18 protein-coding genes are annotated in these 23,256 nt (G+C 62.2%); 3 read left to right on the top strand and 15 right to left on the bottom strand.

The window, feature by feature from the left end; genetic code table 11:
• Window positions 1–21: 21 nt before the first annotated feature.
• The 3 genes from EKO19_RS27505 to EKO19_RS27495 form a co-directional block, all read right to left on the bottom strand.
• Window positions 22–828: a helix-turn-helix domain-containing protein gene (locus EKO19_RS27505; protein WP_217705637.1), complete on the bottom strand. Its 807-nt coding sequence runs from the start codon at window positions 826–828 to the stop codon at window positions 22–24.
• A 183-nt stretch (window positions 829–1,011) separates the two neighbouring features.
• Window positions 1,012–2,376: an alginate export family protein gene (locus EKO19_RS27500; RefSeq protein WP_129780599.1), complete on the bottom strand. Its 1,365-nt coding sequence runs from the start codon at window positions 2,374–2,376 to the stop codon at window positions 1,012–1,014.
• A 6-nt stretch (window positions 2,377–2,382) separates the two neighbouring features.
• A complete protein-coding gene (locus EKO19_RS27495) occupies window positions 2,383–4,194 on the bottom strand; it encodes an amidohydrolase (RefSeq protein ID WP_175597215.1) in 1,812 nt (603 codons plus the stop codon).
• Window positions 4,195–4,656: 462 nt separating this feature from the next.
• On the opposite strand from EKO19_RS27495, the gene EKO19_RS27490 reads away from it, so the two are divergent.
• Both EKO19_RS27490 and EKO19_RS27485 read left to right on the top strand, forming a co-directional pair.
• Window positions 4,657–5,121, top strand: a complete 465-nt coding sequence (locus tag EKO19_RS27490) for a hypothetical protein (RefSeq protein WP_129780598.1) — start codon at window positions 4,657–4,659, stop codon at window positions 5,119–5,121.
• The gene (locus EKO19_RS27485; protein WP_217705635.1) at window positions 5,084–5,860 is read left to right on the top strand and encodes an HNH endonuclease signature motif containing protein; all 777 of its coding nucleotides are present in this window, start codon (window positions 5,084–5,086) and stop codon (window positions 5,858–5,860) included. Before EKO19_RS27490 ends, EKO19_RS27485 begins: the two co-directional genes overlap by 38 nt.
• Window positions 5,861–6,138: 278 nt before the next feature.
• Here EKO19_RS27485 and EKO19_RS27480 read toward each other — a convergent pair whose 3' ends face one another.
• Window positions 6,139–6,372: a hypothetical protein gene (locus EKO19_RS27480; protein ID WP_129780597.1), complete on the bottom strand. Its 234-nt coding sequence runs from the start codon at window positions 6,370–6,372 to the stop codon at window positions 6,139–6,141.
• Window positions 6,373–6,419: 47 nt separating this feature from the next.
• Window positions 6,420–7,322, bottom strand: a complete 903-nt coding sequence (locus EKO19_RS27475) for a LysR family transcriptional regulator (protein WP_129780596.1) — start codon at window positions 7,320–7,322, stop codon at window positions 6,420–6,422.
• 92 nt (window positions 7,323–7,414) lie between these two features.
• Between EKO19_RS27475 and EKO19_RS27470 the strand changes: the two genes are divergently transcribed.
• Window positions 7,415–8,290, top strand: a complete 876-nt coding sequence (locus EKO19_RS27470) for an aldo/keto reductase family oxidoreductase (protein ID WP_129780595.1) — start codon at window positions 7,415–7,417, stop codon at window positions 8,288–8,290.
• Here the strand turns inward: EKO19_RS27470 and EKO19_RS27465 are convergent.
• The 10 genes from EKO19_RS27465 to EKO19_RS27420 form a co-directional block, all read right to left on the bottom strand.
• Window positions 8,277–8,660 (bottom strand): DoxX family protein, encoded by a 384-nt coding sequence (locus EKO19_RS27465; protein WP_129780594.1) that lies wholly within the window; start codon window positions 8,658–8,660, stop codon window positions 8,277–8,279. The genes EKO19_RS27470 and EKO19_RS27465 overlap by 14 nt on opposite strands.
• Before the next feature lie 52 nt (window positions 8,661–8,712).
• Window positions 8,713–9,603, bottom strand: coding sequence for a glutathione-dependent disulfide-bond oxidoreductase (gene yghU / locus EKO19_RS27460; RefSeq protein ID WP_129780593.1), 891 nt, complete (start codon window positions 9,601–9,603; stop codon window positions 8,713–8,715).
• Between the two features lie 176 nt (window positions 9,604–9,779).
• Window positions 9,780–12,266, bottom strand: a complete 2,487-nt coding sequence (locus EKO19_RS27455) for a TonB-dependent receptor (RefSeq protein ID WP_129780592.1) — start codon at window positions 12,264–12,266, stop codon at window positions 9,780–9,782.
• 122 nt (window positions 12,267–12,388) lie between these two features.
• Complete coding sequence (locus tag EKO19_RS27450; protein ID WP_129780591.1) at window positions 12,389–14,680, bottom strand: sensor histidine kinase; 2,292 nt, start codon at window positions 14,678–14,680, stop codon at window positions 12,389–12,391.
• Between the two features lie 130 nt (window positions 14,681–14,810).
• Window positions 14,811–15,605 (bottom strand): GlcG/HbpS family heme-binding protein, encoded by a 795-nt coding sequence (locus tag EKO19_RS27445; protein ID WP_129780590.1) that lies wholly within the window; start codon window positions 15,603–15,605, stop codon window positions 14,811–14,813.
• 378 nt (window positions 15,606–15,983) lie between these two features.
• Window positions 15,984–16,712, bottom strand: a complete 729-nt coding sequence (locus EKO19_RS27440) for a protein-L-isoaspartate(D-aspartate) O-methyltransferase (protein ID WP_217705634.1) — start codon at window positions 16,710–16,712, stop codon at window positions 15,984–15,986.
• An 88-nt stretch (window positions 16,713–16,800) separates the two neighbouring features.
• Window positions 16,801–18,504 carry an FAD-dependent oxidoreductase gene (locus tag EKO19_RS27435; RefSeq protein ID WP_129780589.1) on the bottom strand — a complete coding sequence of 568 codons (1,704 nt, stop codon included), beginning with the start codon at window positions 18,502–18,504 and terminating at the stop codon, window positions 16,801–16,803.
• Between the two features lie 69 nt (window positions 18,505–18,573).
• Complete coding sequence (locus EKO19_RS27430; protein ID WP_129780588.1) at window positions 18,574–21,552, bottom strand: TonB-dependent receptor; 2,979 nt, start codon at window positions 21,550–21,552, stop codon at window positions 18,574–18,576.
• 82 nt (window positions 21,553–21,634) lie between these two features.
• The gene (locus EKO19_RS27425) at window positions 21,635–22,669 is read right to left on the bottom strand and encodes a FecR family protein (protein WP_129780587.1); all 1,035 of its coding nucleotides are present in this window, start codon (window positions 22,667–22,669) and stop codon (window positions 21,635–21,637) included.
• Window positions 22,666–23,199: an RNA polymerase sigma factor gene (locus tag EKO19_RS27420; protein ID WP_129780586.1), complete on the bottom strand. Its 534-nt coding sequence runs from the start codon at window positions 23,197–23,199 to the stop codon at window positions 22,666–22,668. The genes EKO19_RS27425 and EKO19_RS27420 overlap by 4 nt, the downstream gene beginning before the upstream one ends.
• Window positions 23,200–23,256 lie beyond the last annotated feature (57 nt).

The raw sequence follows: 23,256 nt of genomic DNA, 5'->3' as shown, positions 1-23,256 counted from the left end.
GAGGCGAACGCTACCAATTCATTAGGCGAGCCGGTCCCTGCGCCACGCAGCCGGGGTAGCGCCCGTCATCTTGCGGAAGGCACGACCAAAGTGCACCGCGTCTGCAAAGCCGGTGGCTTCGGCAACGTGCTGTAGACTGCCATTGGTGTTCACCAGCAGTTCCTTGGCACGCTCGACACGCGCCTGCAACTGCCACTGATACGGCGCCAGCCCCGTCGAGGCCTTGAACGCGCGGCTGTAGTGCGACTGTGACAAACCAGCCAGGTCCGCGAGCGTTGCGAGCTCTACCCTTGCCGGCATCTTCGCCTCCAGATAGCCCATCGCATCCTTGAGCTGGATCGCCGAGAGCCCACCCCCGCTTCCTTTAGCCTCTTGCGGTCGTTCGAAGAGCCTCGCTGCAATCGCCGCAGTCAGCGAGTCACCGTACAGCTGAGCGTTGGGGTCGGAATCGTCAATCGCGTCTGCAAGCAACTTGATCAACGTCCACAACCGGTCATCGTTGAGGCGCAGCCGAGGAATGTCAGCTTGTCCCGGCAATACAGAAATCCCCAGACGCTCTTGAAGCAGGTTTACGTCGAAGCTGACCGTCGCACACTTGATATAACGGGTATCCGCCGAATACCCCCACAACGCCATCTCAGCCGGCGCGAAATACAGCGACCGAGGTTTGTAGCCATGGGGATTGGGAATGTTGGGTGCCGACCTGGGCTCGGCGTGGGCCCGTCCGACCTCTTCGAAATGAGCGCTGAGTCGAGTCGACTCTGCACGACTGGTTATCTGAAACAAAAATCTGCCGGTGCAGGTGTGCTCATGCAGATCGACGTTCACGCCGTTCCAGCAACGACTGACGGTGGTCCGCCCGGCCACGTTCTCAGGAAGTTCGAATGCGTTCGACATACGCCCCTCGGCCAGGAATTCACCGCATTCTGGCATCCCCTGTCGTGATACGGCAGTCCCGTAATCCGTGCAGCTGTGTCGCCCGAACAGGAACGCCAGACGGCCTGCGATTTGTTAGAACCGGTATTGCAAACTGAGGCTGATGAAGCTCAGCGCATCGGTGGCGCCAGTCTCGCGCAGGAACGCGCCAGGCCGCGCGTAGGCGACGACCGCAGTCGAGGACCAGCCGGGGGCCGGCGTCCAGATGGTGCCGAGCGATGCGATGGTCGCCACATAGCGGGCATCACTATCACCAGCGGTCCGGATCAGCATGCCGTTAGGCGCATACACGCCGTCGCGGACACTGTAACGCCAGAAGAGATCGAGGCTGGCGTTCAACTGGACCCGAGATGCGAGCCGCAAGGTCAGCGCCGGATGGATGTTGAAGAAGTTGCGTGGCCCAAGCGTCGCTTCGTCGCCGAAATAATTGCCGCGTGGGTAGAAGGGATTGAGGGTGCCGAGGCGGCCATCGTCAGGATCCTCATCGCCGCTGGCAACGGCGAGGAGCAGCGCCACCCTCGGTTGGCTGGCCACTTCATCGAAGGTGTAGCCGGTGTCTGTGGCGAGCGACCAGGCGCGGATCTCGGCGTCGCCGAACCGTCCGCCCTGCGCGGCAAACTCCCAGTTCCAGTCCCAGGCCTTGTGGCCGCCGAACACGCGGGTACCGAGCGACCAGCGGCGTTCGTGCGCTACGCCCTGAGCGTAGCGGGCAACAGTGTCTTCGTAATGCAGCGCGTAGACGTCCAAGGAAGTGACGTCTCCGGTGCGGGTCGCGTAGACGCCACGCAGTGCCTGGGTCGGCGAGCGGACGTCATCGAAGCTACCCTGACGGTTCTGCCGAGGCGCCGCGACGAAAGCATCGACACGCCAGGAGCCGGTGGTCGCATAGGCGCGAACGGCTTCGAAGCTACGCCGCACATTCGGGCCCTCGCGGGCATCGATGGCGCGCCCCGATCCGAACTGCAGCTCCTGGACGCCGACACGCATGCCGAAGTTGCCTTCGTCATCCCCCGCCGATCGCCATTCGAGGAACAGATTGGTGGGATCGAGTCGGTTCTCGTCCACGGGGGACGGGCCTGCCGCGCGGCCCTTGGTGTACGAGCTGGCCAGCTGAGCGAAGCCGCGCCAGTGCTCGCCCAAGCGCAGGTCCGCGAAAACGGAACCACGCTGCATCAACACACCCCATCGGTCCTGGCGTTCCAACCCGTAGCGAGGATTGTCGGCGTGCTCGTAGCGCCAACGCAGGTCGCCGCCGATACTCATGCGAACGTGATCTGCGACCGGGCGGTCCTTCCAGCATGCAATGCGGTTTTCGTCCTCGGCGCAGGACTGGCGCTGGGCGCTGAAATCGTCGTCGAACCGCAATGGACGGAACTGCGCCAGCGCGGCATCGGTCGCCAGCAGCAAGGCGATGCCGAGCCACGCCGCGCGCACGCTCACCTCGCCTCACCGAGTTTGGTAGTAGCCGCCGAAATATTTGATCGGTGACCAGTCGGGCAGGATCTCGGGCAATGCCGGCGACAGCGATTGGTAGTCCTGCGCGCCATACACCACTCGGCCATCCATTACGGTCAAGACCGAGGCAACGGACTTGATCTGGGCCTCCGCAACTTCGAAGTAGTCTCTATCCAGCAGCGCGAAGTCGGCGAGATGGCCAGGAGCGATCATGCCGATCTCGGATTCGGCATTCATGAACCACGCCGCTCCGCGAGTGAACAGTCGCAGCGCTTCGACGCGTGATAGACAATTGTCCTTGGCCAACACTTCGGATCCGGAGACCGACTTGCCTGACACCATCCAGCTGATGCCGACCCACGGATTGAACGAGGCCGCCCGGAAGGCATCGGTGGTCATCGCCAGGGGAATGCCGCTGTCGACGAGTTGGCGCAGACGCGGGGTCAGCAACGCCTTGTCGCGGCCGTAAGTCTTGATGAAGCCGTCGGCGTGTAGCGCCATCTTGGTGTCCAGCGCGATGCCGCCGCCCAGTGCCTTCACCCTGGCGATGTTTGCGGGACTGATGGTCTCGGCGTGTTCGATGCTCCACCGCAGACCGTCGAGCGGGATCTTCTGATTCAACTTCTCGAGCGCATCGAGGAACGGCGTGATGTTCTCGTCGTAGCTGATGTGTTCTCGGAAAGGAATTCGCCGCTGAACCAGCTTGGCGACGTCCCGCTCCACCAGTTCCCGCATCTTCTCCGGCGCGATGACGACCGCCGGGCGATCGAAGTTCTCGTGATCGTGAACCTCCGCCGACAGCAACTCGCCGGCGCCCCGGTAGACGTGACCGTGCGCCAGGTGCGGATGCAGGTTGTGCCCGGGGCTGATGGGCGCCGTCTTGGTAATCGCCATGATCTGGTCATCCACCATGTTCGTGGAGCCGTCCCCGAACTGGATGTCGACGAAGGGCATACGAATGTTGAGAAGGTTGGCGCGGGCGAGGACGTCGACGGTGGCCTGGGCCTTGGGATACCCGCGGAAGCCGGTGCCCGCATCGACGATGGACGTGATGCCGAAGCGGTTGAGACTGTGGACGGTCTGGACCATCGAGCTCACTTCCTCGTCGAAGGAGAGCTGCGGGACCAGGGTCTCGAAGACGATGAACATGAAGGTGTAGCCATGGACCACACCCGTGTACCTGCCCTGCTCGTCCTTTTCGAACTCCGTGCCCGGCAACAGCGGCAATTTATCGGTGCCGACGCCGAGGGCATCCATCGCCTGCTGGTTCATGAAGGCGCGGTTGTAGGCGTACTGCACGATGAGCGGGCGATCGGGCACGGCCCGGCGGAGTTCGTCCATGGTGGGGAAGCGATTCTCCTCGAACTGGTAGGGAGACCAGCCGCCAATCACTTTCACCCAGTGACCGTCCGGGGTTCGTTTGGCTTGCTCACTCAGCATCGCCAAGGCCCGACGCAGCGTGGGCACGCCGTCCCATCGCAAGGTGTAGTTGTAGCCACCCTCGTTCAGCACATGGGTGTGCGCATCGATGATGCCCGGAATGAGCCGGCGGCCGCGGGAATCGATGACCCGCGTGTTGGCGTTCTTCAAACCAAGCACCTCGGCATCCGTGCCGACCGAGTAGATGCGACCGCTCTTGACGGCCAGGGCGGACGCCGCGGGTTGTGCGGGATTGCCGGTGAAGATCCTGGCGTTGTGCACGATCAGGTCCGCGCCCGGCGCCTCCTGCCTGGCTTGGGCATGGACGTGGGTCATGCCATTCACCACCATGAATCCGATCAGTAGTATCAACTTCACTGCCATTTCCCATTCGATGGATTTGAATGGGAAAGATGTTGCCTACTCGAGTCCGGCACAGTCACTGATCGTTCTTGCTGCCGGCAGCACGATTCGCTCATGAGGATGGGCCTTCAGGACTGGTGACTCAGTCCGTCGTGAATTCCCCCATGTGCCACGTGCCCGCGTTCGGCCAGGAGCGGGCATTCGAACGTCGGCGGGCGATCCGACTGTTACTGATGTTATACACAGCTAGTCAAGCTTGAGATAATCTGCTGTCAGCACGAATCATCTTGCTGGGTGCCCCATGAAAACATTCCTTGCCGACGATGACTGCCGCGCACGCGTCGCGCGTACCGAGGAAACACGCGCCATCGGTGATCAGATCACCGAACTCTCTGGGCACATCAACGCTGCCAGCTATCGTTTGCTATCGCTCATCGCGGAGTTTGACCGTCGATCCGGCTGGAACGACGGTGCCACGCAATCGTGTGCGCACTGGCTGAACTGGAAGTGCGGCATCAGCTTCTGCGCGGCGCGCGAGAAAGTGAGGACGGCGCGCTGGAGAACCTTCCGAACATTTCCGCGGCGATGGAGCGCGGCGAACTCAGCTACTCGAAGGTGCGCGAACTAACGCGCGTAGCCTGCCCGGCCACCGAAGACTACCTGTTAACGATAGCCATCCACGGTACTGCTCACCACGTTGAGCAACTCGTTCGTTACTACCGTCACGCCAAAGAAGCCGAGGAATTGACCCGCGAAGCACGACAGAAGAAAGATCGCGCGCTCCAGTACTTCTATGATCATGATGGTTCGCTGATCATCAAAGCTCGCTTGCCCGCCCAGGTTGGCGCGCTTTTCATGAAGGCGATCGACCCAGGCCGTCGACGATCTATGGGAGACCGAGCCAGAGCCGGTGGAGGTAGAAACTCCAGCTGGAACGCCGAATGTTAAATTCCTGCCAACGCGGACCCGGCGTGCGGATGCGCTGGAACTGCTGGCCGAGAGTTTCCTTCAGAACGGCGTCGCGACGTTGAGCGGCGGCGACCGGCAGCAGATCGTCGTGCACGTCGACATGGAAACATTGCGGACCGGCTGTGCGGGCCGCTGCGAAATCGAGCACGGCACACACATCGCCGCCGAAACTGCACGACGTCTCGCATGCGATGCAAGCGTCGTCGGCATCGTAGAAGACGAGCAAGGTGAGCCGCTCAATGTCGGCCGCAAGACGAGAAGCGTACCGCCGGCCCTGCAACGCGCGCTCCGCTCTCGCGATAAAGGCTGCCGGTTCCCCGGTTGCTGCAACACCCGCTACACCGACGCCCACCACATTCATCACTGGGCACACGGCGGCGAAACAAAGCTATCCAACCTCGTTACGTTGTGCAGGTATCACCACCGCGCCGCGCACGAGGGCAAGGTCGAAATCCATGTATTGGACGACGGCGCGATTCGTTTCCTACGCCCGAGCGGCGAGAGCTTCGATAGCATCGCGCCGGGCCACAGCCACCCGATGAGCGACTGGCGCGAGTTGCCTCGACATCATGATGAGCAAGGCATCACCATCAATGCCCGCACAGCCGTCACGCGCTGGGATGGCGGCCCGATGGATTTCGGCATGGCGGTTGACGGACTGCTGTACCGAGCTCGGGCGGCGGGGAATCCTCCACGTGGAGGATTGTCGGTCGGCTGATGGGCGTGGAGAAGGCAAAGAAGATGCGATGGGACCGGAATTTGAGAGTGCGCCGTCCGGCTGATGGCTGGGCGCGGCATTGATGGGCCGGATATTTCTTTGCAGCCCACGACTCCCAACCTCCCAGCGCCGAATCAACCATCACCCCACCCTCCGATCGGAAATTTAACATTCGAAGTTTCCGCGGAAACGTGCCTCTCGAAAGCTTGATCAAAGCAAATCGACGCCCCCCTCCGCCGCGCCGCTCCCCTCGCGGCGACAGAGAGCGCATCCCCTTCTCAAGCCACGCGATACACCGCCGCCGCCTCCCTCACCTGATACAACCCACACCCGCCCGACCCCGACTCATCATCCCGCTTTCTGATCGCCGCGATCAGCGGCCGCAGCTTCACCATATCCAGATCCGCCGCCGAGTCATTGATCCATCTCGCCGCGGCGTCGGCGACCTCCGCGTGCAAGACACCGTCATCGTCATCCGAGTACTGCAGTACCTCGGACAAGCAATGGAGCATGGCGCGGACCTCCAGCAAGAGCCTGGGGTGCGCCCTGAATTTTAAAATTAGCGTTGCGACCCAATGAAATCCACAAACGCCCGCAACGGTCCCGGCAAATGCCGGCGGCCCGGATAATAAAGAAAAGGTCCGGAGAACTTCGGCCACCAGGATTCCAACACCGGCTCGAGTGCGCCACTGTCGAAGTGCGGCTGCAGCCACTCTTCAAACAAAGCGACGACACCACCGCCGGCGATTGCCACATCCACGGCAAGGTCAGCAGCGGCACCGACACGAACAATGAGCCGTCCGTTCGGTTCGATCTTGACGATCTCGCCCTCGCGCTCGAATTCCCAGGGGCTGATCATTGCGCCGCTGGGAAATCGGCCGCGCAGACAGTCGTGGTTCAGCAAATCGCGCGGATGCTCCGGCCGGCCACGGCGATTCAAATAATCGGACGAAGCGCCGACGGCGAAACGTTGCTGACGCGGGCCGATGGGAATGGCCACCATGTCCTGCTCCAACCGTTCGTCGTAGCGAATGCCGGCGTCGCAACCGGAAGCGAGCACGTCGACGAAACTGTCCTCGGCGACGACCTCCAGCAGAATGTCCGGATACGCGGCAAGAAACTGCGGCACGATTTTCGGTAGCACCAGGCGAGCGGCGCTGATAGGGACATTCAGACGCAACGTGCCGGCGGGGCAGTCGCGAAAACCGTTGACGATGTCGAGCGCCGATTCGATTTCCGACAGCGCGGGGCTGAGCCGGTCGAGCAGCCGCGCTCCCACCTCTGTCGGTGCGACGCTGCGAGTCGTGCGATTGAGCAAGCGAACGCCCAGCTGAGCTTCGAGCCGGCGAACCGCCTCGCTCAAACTGGACGCGCTGTGATTGCTTCCTCGGGCTGCCTCCCGAAATCCACCGGCCCGCGCCACGGCGACAAAGGCCGTCAGATCGCTGAGTTCCGCCGCCATTGTCCGCCTCTCCGAACAACCTGTATCGATTGTAGCGGATTGTCACACACAGCCCCGCTGGCTACATTGAATCCATGACACGGAGACAGACCATGATCGATATCAGTCACGCCGGAACGTTCAAACTTGGCGATCGAACCGTGAACCGCCTGGGGTACGGCGCCATGCAACTCGCGGGCCCCGGGGTCATGGGCCCACCGAAAGACCGGCAAGCCACGCTGGCGGTGCTTCGCGAAGCGGTGGCCAGCGGCGTGAATCACATCGATACCAGCGATTTCTATGGCCCGCACGTCACCAATCAGATCATCCGCGAGGCGCTGCATCCTTATCCTCGCGAGTTGACCATCGTCACGAAGATTGGCGCACTCCGTGGCACGGATGGTTCGTGGAACAAGGCATTCTCGGCCGAGCAACTGACGCAGGCCGTTCATGACAATCTGCGCAACCTCGGCCTGGACGTGCTCGATGTCGTCAATCTGCGCGCCATGTTCGACGTGCACGGGCCGGCGGAGGGTTCGATCGAAGCGCCACTACAAACGTTGGCCGACCTGCAGCGACAAGGCCTGGTTCGTCACATCGGACTCAGCAATGTCACTTCGAAGCAGGTCGCCGAGGCGCGCCGGATCGCGACCATCGTGTGCGTGCAGAATCAATACAACCTCGCCCATCGCGCCGACGATGCACTGATTGACGAGCTCGCTGCCACCGGCACTGCGTACGTTCCGTTCTTTCCGCTCGGCGGATTCAGTCCTCTGCAATCCGATGAGCTGGCCAGCGTCGCCGCCCAACTCGGCGCGACGCCGATGCAGGTTGCGCTTGCATGGTTGCTTCAACGCTCACCCAACATCCTGCTGATTCCAGGCACCTCGTCGGTAGGGCATCTCCGGGAGAATCTGGCCGCGGCCAGCCTGCGACTACCGGCCGATGCTTTGCAGACGTTGAATCGAATCGGAGCTACTTCCCGTTGAGGCTATACCGCCCCGGCCCCAGCAGCGCGATGGCGATGGCGGTGAATAGAAACATTCCCTGCAGCTCGAGCGCCCAGCCGCCGGTTTCGCTCAGTGCGAAGAACTGGTTTCGGTGCGCCAGGTAGAGCGCGAACAGCATGTTGATCGCGATCACGCCGGCGCCGATCCGGCTGTACCAGCCGAGCAGGACCAGAATCGGTGCGAGCACCTCGCCGATGTAGACGCCATAGACCACGAAGGCAGGCAGGCCGGCGCCGGTGACCATGCCGGACAGGCCGCTGACGCCGCCTTTGAGTTTGGCTATGCCGTGCAACAGGATCAGGATGCCGAGCGCCAACCGCAGAATCAGCTTGCCAGTGCTATCGTTCATTCGTGCTCTCCCCAGCTGAGGTGAGCGCCATTGTAGACGTCGCGCGACGTTGCTACGACTTGGATGTTTGTGCCGTCACTTTGTCCTGGGTCCGGGTCTGGAAATCGCTGGCGTCGTGACGCTCGTGCAGCTGGCTCGCCGGATCGCCGCTCGTGCGGTTCACCATTCGACCTCGAACCACGGCCGGGCGAGCGAGCAGCTTGTCGGCCCAACGCAGCACGTTCTTGTATTCGTGCACGGACAGGAACTCGCCGGCGCTGTAGAGCCAGCCTTTGACCATGCCGCCATACCAGGGGAACACCGCGATGTCGGCGATGGTGTATTCGTCGCCAGCGAGATATTCGTTCTGCGCGAGTCGCCGGTCGAGAACGTCGAGCTGGCGCTTGGTCTCCATCGCGTAACGGTCGATTGCGTACTCGATCTTGAAGGGCGCGTACGCATAGAAGTGCCCGAACCCACCGCCGAGAAACGGCGCGCTGCCCATCTGCCAGAACAGCCAGGAGAGACTCTCGGCGCGAGCACTCGGTTGCGTTGGCAGGAATGCGCCGAATTTCTCCGCGAGATAAAGCAGAATCGCGCCGGACTCGAACACGCGGATCGGTTGCGCTCCAGAGCGATCCATCAGCGCGGGAATCTTCGAGTTCGGATTCACTTCCACGAAGCCGCTGCCGAACTGGTCGCCTTCGTTGATCCGAATCAACCACGCATCGTACTCAGCCCCCTGGTGACCGAGCGCGAGCAGTTCCTCCAACAGGATGGTGACTTTCTGTCCGTTCGGCGTGCCGAGCGAATACAGCTGCAGCGGATGCTTGCCTACCGGCAGTTCCTTGTCATGCGTGGCGCCCGCGACCGGTCGATTGATCTTCGCGAACTCGCCCCCGTTCGGCTTGGCCCAGGTCCAGACTTTTGGGGGCGTGTAATCGGCGGTCGCGTCATCGGCCATGGGTCACCTGGGTCAGCTGGCGAAATCTTCCGAGTGAAGAATGAAAGAAGCAGCGCCGCGTTCCAACCCCGGCAACTCAATCGTGCCCCTCGGGCAAGATTCCTCCCATAAGAAGAGTGCCCGAGACGCTGTACGTCATCGGGCACTCGGGGCTCAGAGCCGAATCGATCGGTGATTTACCAGAGATACTTGACCTGAACGTTGATCTCGCTGCCTTCCACCGGACGGGCCAGCAGCACGCCGTTGGTGCCGGCCGCCGTGCCGAAGATGCGCGAGTTGCTTTCGGTGATGCCCAGCTCATCCGTCACGTTGGTACCGCGCACGGCAAACTGCCAGTTTTCACCGACGTTCGCGACGACACCGAAGTCCCAGGTGTAGTACGTACCCAGTTGCTGCAGCCCGGACTGGTCTTGCGTGCGGTCGCCGACGTGCGTGTAGGTCACATGGGCATCGATGTCGCCCCAGCTGAAGGGAAAGCGATAGCTCGGCGTGAGCATATAACGCAGCTTGGGTTGACGCTGCAGCTGCTGGCCTTCGATCCGTGCGCAGCCATTGCCGGTCACGACATTGGTGAACGGGACACACGCGTCGTAGTCCGTGTACTCGCCATCGAGATAGTTCGCCACCACCTGGAATCTGAAGTTCTCCCACAAGGTGAGCTGGCCGATGAAGTTCACGCCCTTCGACTCGGAGCCGTAGTACAGCCTCTCCCCGGTCGGTGCGCCCAGTGCCGTGGTTTGCTGATACGCCAGACCGGTGAAGTCGCGGAAGTAGCCGCTGAGGTCGGCATAGAGGAAGTCGTTCTGGAATTTGAAACCGAGCTCGTAGTTCTTGATGACCTGGGTCGGCGCCGTGTTGCCCGTGGTGCTGCCACGAATGCCATTGTCGAAATCGGCGAAGTGGCCGCCGCGATTCAGGCGCGCATAGGCGGACATCGAATCGGTGAAGCTGTAGTTCGCGCCCACGGTCCACGAGGTGAAATCCTCGTCGTAGTCCGTGATCGCCAGCGTGCCGTTACAGACCGGCACCGCGTTGTTATAGAGCGTCAGCGGGTTGCCATCGGTATTCACATTGGTCAGGTTGCACACGCGGTTGGTGGCTTCCTGATTCTCGTAACGCACGGAGGCATCCAGCAGCCAGCGGTCGATGCGCCATGAATCGGACAGATAGAAGGCCTTGTTGAACGCGTGACCGCGCTGAGTGATGTTGAAGCCGCCGTTGTCCAGGAAACCCTGGGCGTCCGTGAGCTGGAACGTCTGGCCGCCGCTGACGTAACTCACCGTGATCGGCCGGGCGTTCGGCGTGTTGGTCATCAACATCTGATTGCCCAGCGCCCATTCGTCATCCATCTCGTAATAGGCCAGGTACACGCCGAGGGTCAGGGTGTTGCCGTCGAAGACTTCCTTGCTGAGCCGGAAGTCGTTGTTGAGGTTTTGCAGTTCCTTGTGAATGAACCACCAGCCTTGATGTATCGAGTCCTGATTGCCCGGGACCGCGCCGCCGCCCACGAAGTTCGCGCTCACCACCGAGCCGGCCGGCAACTGGAAGCCGCCGAGGTCGGTTGAAATATTGAACAGCATATCGTTCAGCAATGCGGGGTTGCTGCCCGAAAACAGTGCGTTCGTATCCACATCGCCGGCGTTGGCGAGGAACTTGTTGCTGATCGACCAGCCGTTGTCGAACTCGTGATCGTAGTTCGCGCCGACGAACCACATGTCGGCGCCGCGGCCATCGGCGAGATCGGCATTGGTGCCGCCGTTCGGATAGCCGTCGAGGCGCACGCGCCGGATCGCGTTGCTGTTATAAGTCCCCGTGAGCGGATCGAACCCCGGATACGCGCGGAACTTGTCGGTGCCGCTCTGGATCAGCGGAATCGGCGTGATGAATTGATTCTTGTCGTTGAGATAGCGCGCATAGAGGACCAGATCGCCCCGATCGGACGACCGCTTCAAGGTCGCGGTCAGCTGACCGCCTTCGTCCGCGGAGAACTGCGGATCGCGCACACCATCGGAGGTGCGCCAGAAACCGCCCACGCTGCCATACCAACTATCGGCAATTTTGAACCCATAGAAGCCGTCGAGACGCCAGAGATTCTCATCTCCATAGGTGAGTCCGAGGCTGCCGGACGGCTCGTCGGTGCCCGTCTTCAACAGAAAGTTCGCGGTCGCGCCCATCTGGCCGCCGGCGAACACCACCGACGGACCACCCTGCAGGATTTCCACGGCGCGCACCGTGTCGTCGAGACGAATGATGCTGGTGGTTTCGAAGAACGACAGGGTGGGCATGCCGTACACCGGCGAGCCCATCAGCAACGAGGTGAAATACGGCGCGTCGCCGCCGCCCGGAAAGCCAGCGATTTCGATGTTCGCGCCGGTCTGGCCGCCGGTCGACTCCGGCCACATGCCCGGTGAGATTTTCAATAGGTCCGCCGTGCTCTTTGGATTCGCTTGACGAATCTGCTCTTCGTTGGCGGTGACAATGTTGTAACTGGCTTCGAGTTTCTTGACGCCACCGATCGCACTACCTGTAACAACTACAGTCTCGAGTCCCGTCGCGGGGGCTTCGGGCTGCGCCGGTGTTTGTTGCGCGAGCGCCAAAACCGGTGAGAAAGCGGTGACCACAGTCACCCAGCCGGCACGTTGACGGAGCAAACTCTTATTCATGATTCCCCCCTTGATTGGCCCGTATGTAGCGGCCGCGATACGTGTAACCAAGCGATTGACAACGTTGTTTTGTCTATCACCAACAAAACTGGTTGGAAATAGGTTGTGTACGCAGGAAGCTACTACGCGCGAGACACCGGGGCGGTTTCCGACGCGTCGGCCAGTTTCAGGCTGAGCGAGAATGTGGCGCCTTCGCCCGGTACGGACTCGGCCCACACTTCGCCTTCCATTCGCTGCACCGCCTTTCGCACCAGCGCCAGACCGATGCCGGTGCCTTCGTACCCGGATGCATGCAGCCGGTTGAAGATCTCGAAGATCTTGTCGCGATACGCCACGTCGAAGCCGATGCCGTTGTCGCGCACCTTCAATAGATAACGGCCGTACTCGAGACTGGACTCGATGCTGATGCGCGGCTGGGCGGTCTGTCGTGAAAACTTCAATGCGTTCTCGATCAGGTTCGTCAGGGCAATCCGCAGCCCTTCGCTGTCCGCCAGTACCGGCGTGGTATCCAGATCGATATGAACCTGGGCGTGTGCCTCCTCGATACGTTCGCTCATGGAGTCGACCAGCCCTCGCACGAAGGCCCGGCAGTCGATGGGTTGCAGACGCTGTTCGCGATGCTCGAGGCGCGAGTAGTCGAGCAGATCGTCGATCAACCCGGACAGGCGGATCGAGCCCTGACGGGCGCGTTCGAGATAACTGTGTTCCGTCTCGCTCAATTTGTTCGCGGCGCTTTGCTCCAGCAGCGCGCAGAAACCGTTGATCGCACGCAGCGGCGCTTTCAGATCGTGAGCCACCGCGTGCGCGAAGTTGCGGGACTCGCGATACGCATCGGACAACTCGCGGGTGCGTTGAGCAACGCGACATTCGAGCGCATCGGCGAGCTCGCGATAGCGGCGTTCACTCTCGCGCAGCGATTCCTCCAGCTCCTTGAACGGAGTGATATCGACCAGCGAGCCCGCCACTCGCCAGGGCCGCCCGTCGGCATCGAGCAGCGACGAGCCTTGCGCCAGCATCCAGCGGTAGGAGCCGTCACGGTGTCGCAGGCGATGCTCGATGATCAGCTCGCCCGCCGGATGTCGCAGGAACCGCTCCACCATTCCCATGATCTTGGCGTAATCGGCCGGATGCAGCCGTTTGCTCCATTCGGCGAATTCATCGGGAATCTCGTCCTCGGCATAGCCGATCTGCCGTTTCCATTCGCGGGAATAGTGGACCACGTTGGTCGCCGGCTCCCATTCCCATAGACCGACGCGACCGGCGCGCGCGGTCACGTCGATCAAACGTTCCAAGTCGCGGCGTTGACTGTCGATGTCCTGCAGGCGCTCGCGAGCCCGCGTCAATGAGCTCGCCGAGTTGTCGAGCGCGGAGCGCAGTTGTTGTCCTTGCCAATACAGCCAGGCTTCACGCGAAGCCAGGATCACCGCGAACGCCACCAGCACCAGTGTTCTCAAATGAACCGTACGTGCGCTCACCTCACCCGCCAGATAGATCGCGGAAATTCCCACCCACATCAACAGCAGCGAAGGCACCAGCGCCTCAACCCACCCCTGACTCTGACGGACCGCGAGCGATTCGGCGCGTCCGTGTGTTTTCGCGCTGACCTGCGCTTCGGCTCCCCATTGATGGAGCGCGAATGCAAGCATCCATCCCGCACTGAAGAAGCTCGCCGTGTTGTAGCTGTCGCCAATGAGGGCGCGCGTATACAGCATTCCGGTGACCATCTGCGCCCCCAGCGACAGCGTGACCAATCCGTACGCGAGCAGTCGATCGCTCCACCGGTAGGACCACAGAAAATAGACCGCCACGATAAAAGCGATGGCGATGGTGCCGTTCTCGATGACGACGACCAGCGCGTCGCCGAGCGTGCCCGGCATCTTCTCGAAAGGCCGCGCCAGCGTGGTGATCAGTACGGAGGTGAGGCTGCACAGAATCAGGCCGATATTGGCCACTCTCAGCCAGGTCATCCGGCGCTCCTGTTGGGTAGCGCGCAGGACGAACAGCCCGATCAGCATCAGTGGACCGAACAACAGATAACCGATGTCGGCATAACTCGGAAACGGCGCTGCGACGTTGAAATACAGCTCCAGGATATCCCAAACGATCTGACCGGCCGTCCAGGCGCTGCAGGCGAACGCAAACAGCAACCACGCGACACGGTTACGCCCATGAAGGGAGAAAGCTGCACGAAAACTGCTGATGGCGGCGGCCGAAGCGGCGACGGTCCACAGGACGTCGTTGACGATGGTCGCGATCGCGCCGCTGATCAGGCCACTTGCGATCACCCCCGTGTGCAACACGAGGACAACAGCCCACACTTTCACGAGCGGCCTGACACCCCTGGAGCTGCTCTCGTGTTCGATCAGGCCCGACGCGCCCGCCGCGTCCGCGAATTTGCCCTCACCCGCTACCATCGCTGCCGATCTGCCATACGAGTGGCTGTGAACAGTAATCCTCGGACTCGCCGTCGGTTCCCTGGCGGTGCAACGGATTGGCTTGTGCTAAGCAGCAGGCGGCGCCGGCCGCCGCCTGCACTCACTCCATTTATTGGGCTTCCGGCTTCTGGATCGGCGGCAATTTGGCGCTGATGTCCGACACCTTGTCCTCGCCCGCGATGGCGCAGATCGGATGTGAGAAATCGTGCGCCAGACTCGGGTCCGGCACCAGGCCGATGTAGTTGATGTTGTCATCCCCGGCCGCACTGACACCGCCCGGCACGAAATCCAGATTCAGCGTGTGCCGCGTGCGCCATGCGATGTTGTGATCGGCACAGGAAGTATCGCCGCTCACGCCGATCGCACCGATCAGTTCCTTGTTCTTGTTATAGAGCGCGAGGCCGCCACCGAACACATTCACTCCCCCGATGCGAAAGCCGACCATCGGATCGTTCGAGTGACCGAAGTTCGAAGCGTTGCCGCGATACGCGACCAGAGTCTCGACCGGATTGCTGTGCTGTAGACCGTAGAGCGAGCCACCCGGCTGCACGGCCGCGTACAAGTTCGCGGTGGAGAGTGCCAATCCCGGCAGACTGAATGCATTCGCTGTATTCGCCTTCTGCGCGGAGATGACCCTGCTGCCCGGCCACTGTGAGCCGCGATCGTCCCCTGTGAAAGCGACCGCGCACACGATGCCATCTCTGTCCACGACCGTGCCCCACATGTCGAGATTGAAACCGCCGTTGCTCTGCTGACGTGCCGTCGTCAACGCGGACTTCAACTGTGAGTATGAAGGCAACGTCGAGCACTTCCCGTTGTCGCCGGTCTGTGCTTCGGCAGTCATCGCGATCGAGACCACTGCCAGTGCGGCCGCGCACCACGATCGTCGAAGATTCGTGTTCATGAGTTTGCTCCTCTTATTCGCTGCGGAGTGATGGACGTCAGCTCACGCGAGGTGAACGGCGCGGCAAATACACTCCGGGTATTTTTGCAAGCAAACTCCAAAGGCCGGGAATCACGTTCGGCGTGAACGTCGCTGGTTATACGCCTGGCGCTCGCAACAAAACAAACCAGGACGTGAGTTCGGCGGCGACACGAGCGTCGCTGCGAAAACACGGCTGTTTCCTAGGTAAAACGGGAAGGCAAAGGAAAACAGACGTTCTGGCGCCATCCGGCCGACGAACAGGATGCGGGGTCGGCGCTGCTCAACGGGCGCCGATGTAGCGCACGACCACTCAGGTGCGGAAGATCAGTGCCAGCGGCCGATCGTCGACTTCACCCCTCACTGATCGTCCCGCCTTCGCAGCGGCACGAATCGCACCGGTGCGACAACTGTCGTGGTCACGTCTCCTGCGGCATTCTTCGCCAGCACACGCAATTGTTGAGTGGCGGCGACCGGGCCGACGGGCACGACCATGCGCCCCCCGGGCTTGAGCTGCGCGATCAACGGCGCTGGTACGTGGTCGGGCGCCGCGGTGATCATGATGACATCAAAGGGCGCATGCTCCTGCCAACCCATGTAGCCATCGCCCGCTCGAACCGTCACGTTGTCGTAGCCGAGCCTCTGCAAAACGTCGCTGGCCGTTCGCGCGAGCGTGGGTTCGATCTCGATGGAGTAGACCTTGTCGACGAGCTCCGCGAGCACCGCCGCCTGATAGCCCGACCCGGTGCCGACTTCCAACACGCGATGATCTTTCTCGGGCCTTGCCAGCTCGGTCATCAACGCCACGATGTAGGGCTGCGAAATCGTCTGGTTCTCGCCGATGGGCAGCGGCGTGTCGTGATACGCCATGCGCTGCTCACTCTCGGGTACGAATTCATGACGCGGCACCTTGCGCATCGCTGCGAGCACTCGCTCGTCACTCACCCCACGATCCGCGATCTGCCGACCGACCATCTCGGCCCGCTCCGACGCGTAGTCCTCCGCCCCCGCGCCGGCGGCACCCGCTTCGTGAGCACAGAATAGAGAGAGCATGAGGGCGCGTGGAATCAGGCAGCGCGACTTGGCCATGGGAATCTCCGACGCCGATCATATCGACCTCGGCAGAAGCCGGACACCCGCCAAATTCCGACAACGCGGCGACACGCCGCCTGCCGGCTCAGCTCCCGCCGGGGACGTACTTGCCGCCAACTGGATCGATCAACTGGCCTTTCGCACGCAGCCTGGACGCCAGCGTGTCGTACGGAACGGCCTGCGCCCGGATGCCCTTCTCGATGGCCAGCACCGCAGCCTCGCCCACCGACTGACCGAGGATCATGAACACCGGCTCCATCCGGATCGAGCCATAGGCAATGTGAGAGGCCGACAGCGCGACTGGCACGAACAGATTCGTCGCCTCGGCGGCGCGCGGCACGATGGCGTCATAGCTGATCTCGTAGGTGCGATCGAGATGGATCTGAATGTCGCCCTCGTTGCGAGCGAAGCCGTCGGCGTTCACGTAGCGCTGCACGTTGTGCGAGTCCATCGTGTACGAGCCGAGCCCGACCGATCGCGGCGTCGGCAGCTGGCCTTCGAGATGTCGTTCGGTCATGACGAACTCGGAGACCATGCGCCGCGCCTCGCGAACATACATTTCGCGCGGCCAGTGGCCGTTGTCGACGAACTCGTCCTTGCACAATCCCCAATCGGCCATCGACGCCCGCACGTCGGCGGGAACGCGAGGATCGTTCTGCATGAACCAGAGCAGGCCGGCCTGGTAGCTCCTGTGGGCATCGAAGATCTGCTGACGGCGCTCGTAGCCGGCGGTGGGATAGTCGTAGTTGCCGCCGATGAAGTCGGTCGAGAACCCACCGTAATTGTTGACGTCGGTCTTGTGATTCGGAATGGGATCGAACTTGCGAAATTTGTGGCGCCAGCCGGCATCGAGATAGCGCCCGAGCAATTCGTAGGTCCAGGCGTCGTAATCCGCCGGCTTCGGCAGCGGCGCACGGATCGCCGGGTCCTGGGTCATGCACAGACGGAAATTGTAGGCTTGGATGCGCTGGTCACCCGTGCCGTCCCGCGCCGGCGGACCGGCTTCGATCAAGGGGACGAGACCGCTCGAACGATCACCCGGTTTGACGTACGGATCGATGTTCAGCTCGAAGTTGTGTTGCTCCGAGTGGGCGGTCTGGACGCCATTGTAAGTTTCGCCGTAGACGGCGTTCGCTTCGCGACCGGTCGTGAAGGTGACGCCGGCCATCGCCATCAAATCGCCTTCGTAGGTGGCGTCGACGAACATGCGGCCGGTGTAACGAGCGCCGTCGAGCATCTCGATGGAGCGAATGGTTTGATCGGCCTTCTGGACCGCGCTTGGCTCGAGGCGCAGTTTGGCGTTGAAGACGGGCTCGATGCCCGCGTCTTTGAGCCACCGCAAGTAGATCGCTTCGGCGACGCGCGGTTCGAACACCCACATCGCGTCCTCTTCGCCTTCGGTCTTCGATTGCGAGGTCGCAACGCCCTTGAAACCGACGGCTTCGTAGTGCGCCTTCACGTCTCGATAGAAACGTCGCGCCATGCCGCCGATCGCGGCGTGATTACCCGTGTCGGCCCAACCGAGACCGTTGGTCGTCATCCCACCCACGTGCCCGTCGCGACAAAGCAGAGCGACGCTGCGACCGCGGGACTTGGCGGTGATCGCAGCGGTGAGGCCGGCGGGAGTGCAGCCGTAGATGACGAGGTCAGTTCCCGTCGACGCCACAGAGGCGTTGGCGATTGCATCGCCGCGCCCGCTCGGACCGGCGCACCCTGCGAGAAGACCGAGCGTAGCCGTGCCGATGACGAATCGAGCAAGGGAACGAGTGGCAGGCGGGCAATGAATCATGTTCGCCTCTGAATCGAGCTTGGTGGGCGGCCGCGGCGGGCGAAGCCCGCTCGCGGCAATCGAATCGCGTCAGAACGTGGCGGCCACGCCGAAATACACGCGGCGATCGTCCAGGTACGAGCTATACAGTCGTCCCGTGTTCGTTCGGTAGAAGCTGTTGATCTGCCGCGTCAGGTTCACACCCTCGAACGTCAGCTGAAAATTGTCGTTGATGCGGAACGACGCCGACGCATCCACCTGCCCTCGCTCATCCGCATAGTTGCTGCCGCCCGACGCAATCGATCCGCCGTTCGTCATGTACTCGCTGCGATAGTTGTACGCCACCCGCCCGCTGAACGGCCCTCGCTCGTAATACACCACTGCATTCGCACTGTGCTCGGACGAATTTGGAATCGGCAGAGTCCGCCCCGTCAGCTCATCGACCTCCGGCGTCTCGCTGTCGGCATAGGTGTAAGTCAAGGCATAGCCGAAGCCGTCGAACGGCGCCGGCAGCATGGTCAGCGCGTGCTGATAATTGAGTTCGATGCCCTGAATCTTGCCGTCCTTGCCATTCACCGGCCGCCCGATGACATAGGTGTACGCAGCCGGCCCGGTGAGCGTGTTGTTCGGCGCCTCCGGATGTTCTTCGACCACTTCCACCGACGTGGTAAACGCCGACACATCTTTGTAGAACGCGCCGACCGCCAGCAGGCTCGCCGGCGAGAAATACCACTCGACCGTGGTATCGAACTGCGTGGCCCGGAACGGATCGAGATCGGGATTGCCCGCACCGCCTGTCATCGACACCGGCTGCAACGACAGACCCACGCCCGTGCTGGTCAGATCCGGACGCGCCACGACCTTGGCCGCCGCGAAACGCAACCGCAGATCGTCACGCAGATCGAAGATGAGATTGAGGTTGGGCAGCGTATCGGAGAACGACTTGCCGGCCCGCGCTGCGAGCGCCTGATTGTTGACGATGGTGTAACCGAACGACTCGCGGTCGGCATTGACCTGGCGCACACCGAGATCGCCCGACATCGGCACGCCGAACACGTCGGTGCCGAATCTCAGCATCGCAAAGAACGCCTCGGTGGTCTGCTCCACTTGATTGATGGTCGCCTTGGCGCCCGGCGTATCGAAGGACACCGGCGTTGCACCCAGCGCGTTGCGGATCCTGTTGAAGTCCACCGAGCCGGTGAGCACCTGGCGCTGGAAGCTGCCGCTGTGGCCAGGGAACATTCCGCCCCGCACGCCGGTGTAGCCGAGGCCCGGCACTTCGGTCGCGAGCAAAGGCGAGCCCGGGGTCGGGTCGTGGCTGGCCAGCGAAGGATATGTCGACAGCGGGTTGCCGCCGAACACCTCGATCTTCTCGGTACGCGCGCCGACCTTCACCGACTTGAAGAACCCATCGAGCTGATACTCGACATCGAAGTCGACATCGTGACCTTTGTTCTCGGCCACATAATCGACGTCGAACGTGGAGTAGACCTCGTACTGCGACGGATCGTAGATGTCGTAGTTCGCACTGATCCCGTAGTTCGGCGAAACATTCGAGCCGGCCGCGTTGTACGCCACATTCGCCACATTGCCAGCGAGCTGCCGCGTCACCAGCACGTTGTCGTTGCCGGAGTTGTTGTTGCCACCGTCGCCGCCGAGGCCGGCGCCCTCGCCTTTGCTGACGGACGCGTTCACATTCGCGGTCCAACGATCCTTGACCCAGTTGGCGTTGCCGCTCAGATACTGATTCTCGGAGTACGAGTTGCCGCCGTAAATCATGGGGCGTACCGTCACACCGGAGAAATTGCCCGAAACCAGCGTGCCACTCGCGTCGATCACGCCATTGGTGATGTTGTTGTTGAGGATGGTCTGCTGCACGGAGCGCACACGATCGGTGTCCCGCCGCGACTTCACCCCTTCCAACGTGAACGTCAGCTCGTCGATCGGACGCCACTGCGCCGAGGCGTTCACCGAGTAACGCTCATCCTCGTATGTATTCGCCCAGCTCATCAGACGCAGCGGACGAAAGAAGGTGTCATTGACGCCATCGCCGGTCGCATCCACATTCGACACCTGCGTCCAGCCGCCGGACTGATAGATGTCGCTGGCACCGGTCGAATTGGAGTACGAGCCGCTGAGCAGCACGCCGAACTTGCGATCGGCGAACGTGTGAGCGACGAAGCCCGAGACCTTCTCGCCCCACTCTTCGGCTCGATCCGCATACGACGTTTGCAACCGACCGGAGATGACGGAGTCGGCCAGATCCAGCGGGCGCTTGGTCCGCAGGTTGATCACGGCACCCAGCCAACCCTCGACCAGATCCGCCGACGGCGCCTTGATCACATCCACGCCCGCCAGCAATTCCGGCGAAACATCCGCCAGATTGGGATCGCCATTGCGCGCGCTGCCGATGAAGCTCTTGCCATTGAGCAACAGCTTGTTCAAGCCGAGGCCGCGCACCGTGATGGATTTGCCTTCGCCTTCGACGCGCGTCACCTGCACGCCGGGAATGCGGCTCAACGTCTCCGCGATGTTTTGATCGGGCAGCTTGCCGATGTCTTCAGCGGAGATCGAATCCATGATCCGGGTCGCATCGCGCTTTACCTCGATGGCATCGGCAATGGAACTGCGAATGCCAACGACCGTAACTTGTTCGAGTACGGATTCGGACGCCGCCGCGCTCTCCTGGCCGTCGCCGGCTTCCGAGGGTGCAGGCTCCGATTCAGCGGGCGCTGACTGCGTCGACGAACGCTGACTCTGCTGAGCGCTCGCGAGCACCAGCACGACATCGGACGACGTCCGTTCATGACGCAGCCCCGTGCCGGAAAGCAAATATTCGAGCGCCTGATCCGCCGTCATCGAACCGCGCACACTCGGCGCCTGGCGATCCGCCACGACCGTCGGATCGAACACCAGCTCGGTACGAGTCTGTCGACCGAGCGCGGTCAACGACTGAGCGAGAGTGCCGCTCTCGATTTCGATGCTTGTTTGTTCGCTCGTTTGAGCGAACGCTTGACCGACCAGCGCCAGTGCGCACACTCCACCGGTGGCCCATTGAATTCCGTGCACTCTTCCCCCTCTCGCAGCTGACGGCCGTTACGGCTCTATATTCCGAAGAACGCGCCGGGCTGAAAAATCCACCAGCACGCTGTCAGGGTTGACGCGCTACGAGCGCAAACTCATCGGGGCCGCGATACTCGACCACGACCGGATGCAGGCTGGTGACCGCTTCCAGAAATTTGCGCTGACTGTTGGTACGGAACACACCGGAGATCGGCAGCTGCGCCAGCCTTGGATCGTCGATGTGGATGGTCTGTACCGAGTAGCGATTGAACTCCGCGACCGCCTCGGCCAGTGTGGTGTTGTCGAACTCGATGAGACCGTCGCGCCACTTGAGCAGCCGCTCCTGATTCTCGGCGGCCGTGCGCATGACTTCCTTGTCGGTTGCGACCAGTGCCTCGCCCGCATTGAGATGAATGCTTTCCCTGGCCTTCTCGGCACTCGGCGCAGCCAGGCCCGACGGCGCGACATCCTCGACGACGACCCGCCCTTCGACGAGCAACACCTCGACCCGCTTTTTATCGAGCCGGACGTCGAACGCCGTGCCCAGCGCGACAATCTGCTTGCCGCCCGCGATCACGACGAACGGTCGCGATGAATCCTTGGCGACATTGAAGAACGCCTGACCGTGCAGGACCTCCACCGTTCGTTGACGACCGTCGAATGCAACGTCGAGATCGGTCTCGGTATTGAGCGTGATGGCGGAACCGTCGGGCAGAGTCACATCGAGCTTCTCGCCGCGACGAGTGACGTAATCCGCCGCTCCTTTCGCGTAGAGCGAGGCAACAGGCTTGTCCCGAATGGCGACGAACACTCCAACACCCACCAGCAGCAACGCCATCGCCGCGGCGATGCCCGTCATTCCGAACCAGGAACGCTCCGGCTGATAACGAAGGGCCGCGCGACGCAACGCGTCCAGATGAGGATCATCGGGCGCGGCATCGAGCACCTGCATCGCCGCCGAAGCGCGTTCGTAAGCCGCATCGTGCTCGGTCGATTGATTCCGCCACGCCTCGAACGCGCAACGTTCCTCATCCGAAACATTGTCGCCGTCGAGCCGCACAGCCCAACGCGCGGCCGCTTCGGTGATCGACAGGTCTGCGGGAACGGGACGGGCGCGCATCATGGCTTCCCGTTCAGACGCATTTCGAGATGAGCGACGGCGCGCGCCATGTGCTTCTCGATGGTACTGATGGGCATTCGCAGGCGCCTGGCGATGTCGGCGTAGCGCATGCCCTCGAGCCGACGCAGGAGAAAGATGGTCCGCGTGACCTCGGGCAGTTCCAGCACCGCCGCCGTCGCCTTCTCCAGACTCTGCTTGCCCAGCAAGACCCGCTCGGGAGTGGAATCGTCCTTGAGGTCGGGCAACTCGGGCTCGATCTCGTCGTGCGCGCTCACCTGGCGCACTTGCCGCTTACGCAGCCAGTCGTTGAGCACACTCTGCGCGGTCTGGAATACGTAGCCGGCGACGATGTGGGAGCCGTCGGTGTTTACCTTGCGGACCAGGCGCACGAACACGTCCTGCACCAGATCGTCGATGTCGTGCTGTTCCTTGACCCGCTTGCTGAAAAAGCGCGCGAGCGCGGGGCCGAACTGCCTGGCCAGCAGTTCAGCATCGACGCCTTCGCCACGGCGTGCCTGTCCCGGCGCATCCATCTCGACCCGACTCTCCGCTCGACCCGGCGCAGCTCGCCCTAGCAATAAAGAACGCGC

Origin of the sequence: Peristeroidobacter soli, assembly GCF_004138485.1 — a bacterium.
In the GTDB taxonomy this organism is placed as follows: Bacteria; Pseudomonadota; Gammaproteobacteria; order Steroidobacterales; family Steroidobacteraceae; genus Steroidobacter; species Steroidobacter soli.
This window is presented reverse-complemented; position numbering and strand designations above follow the sequence as displayed.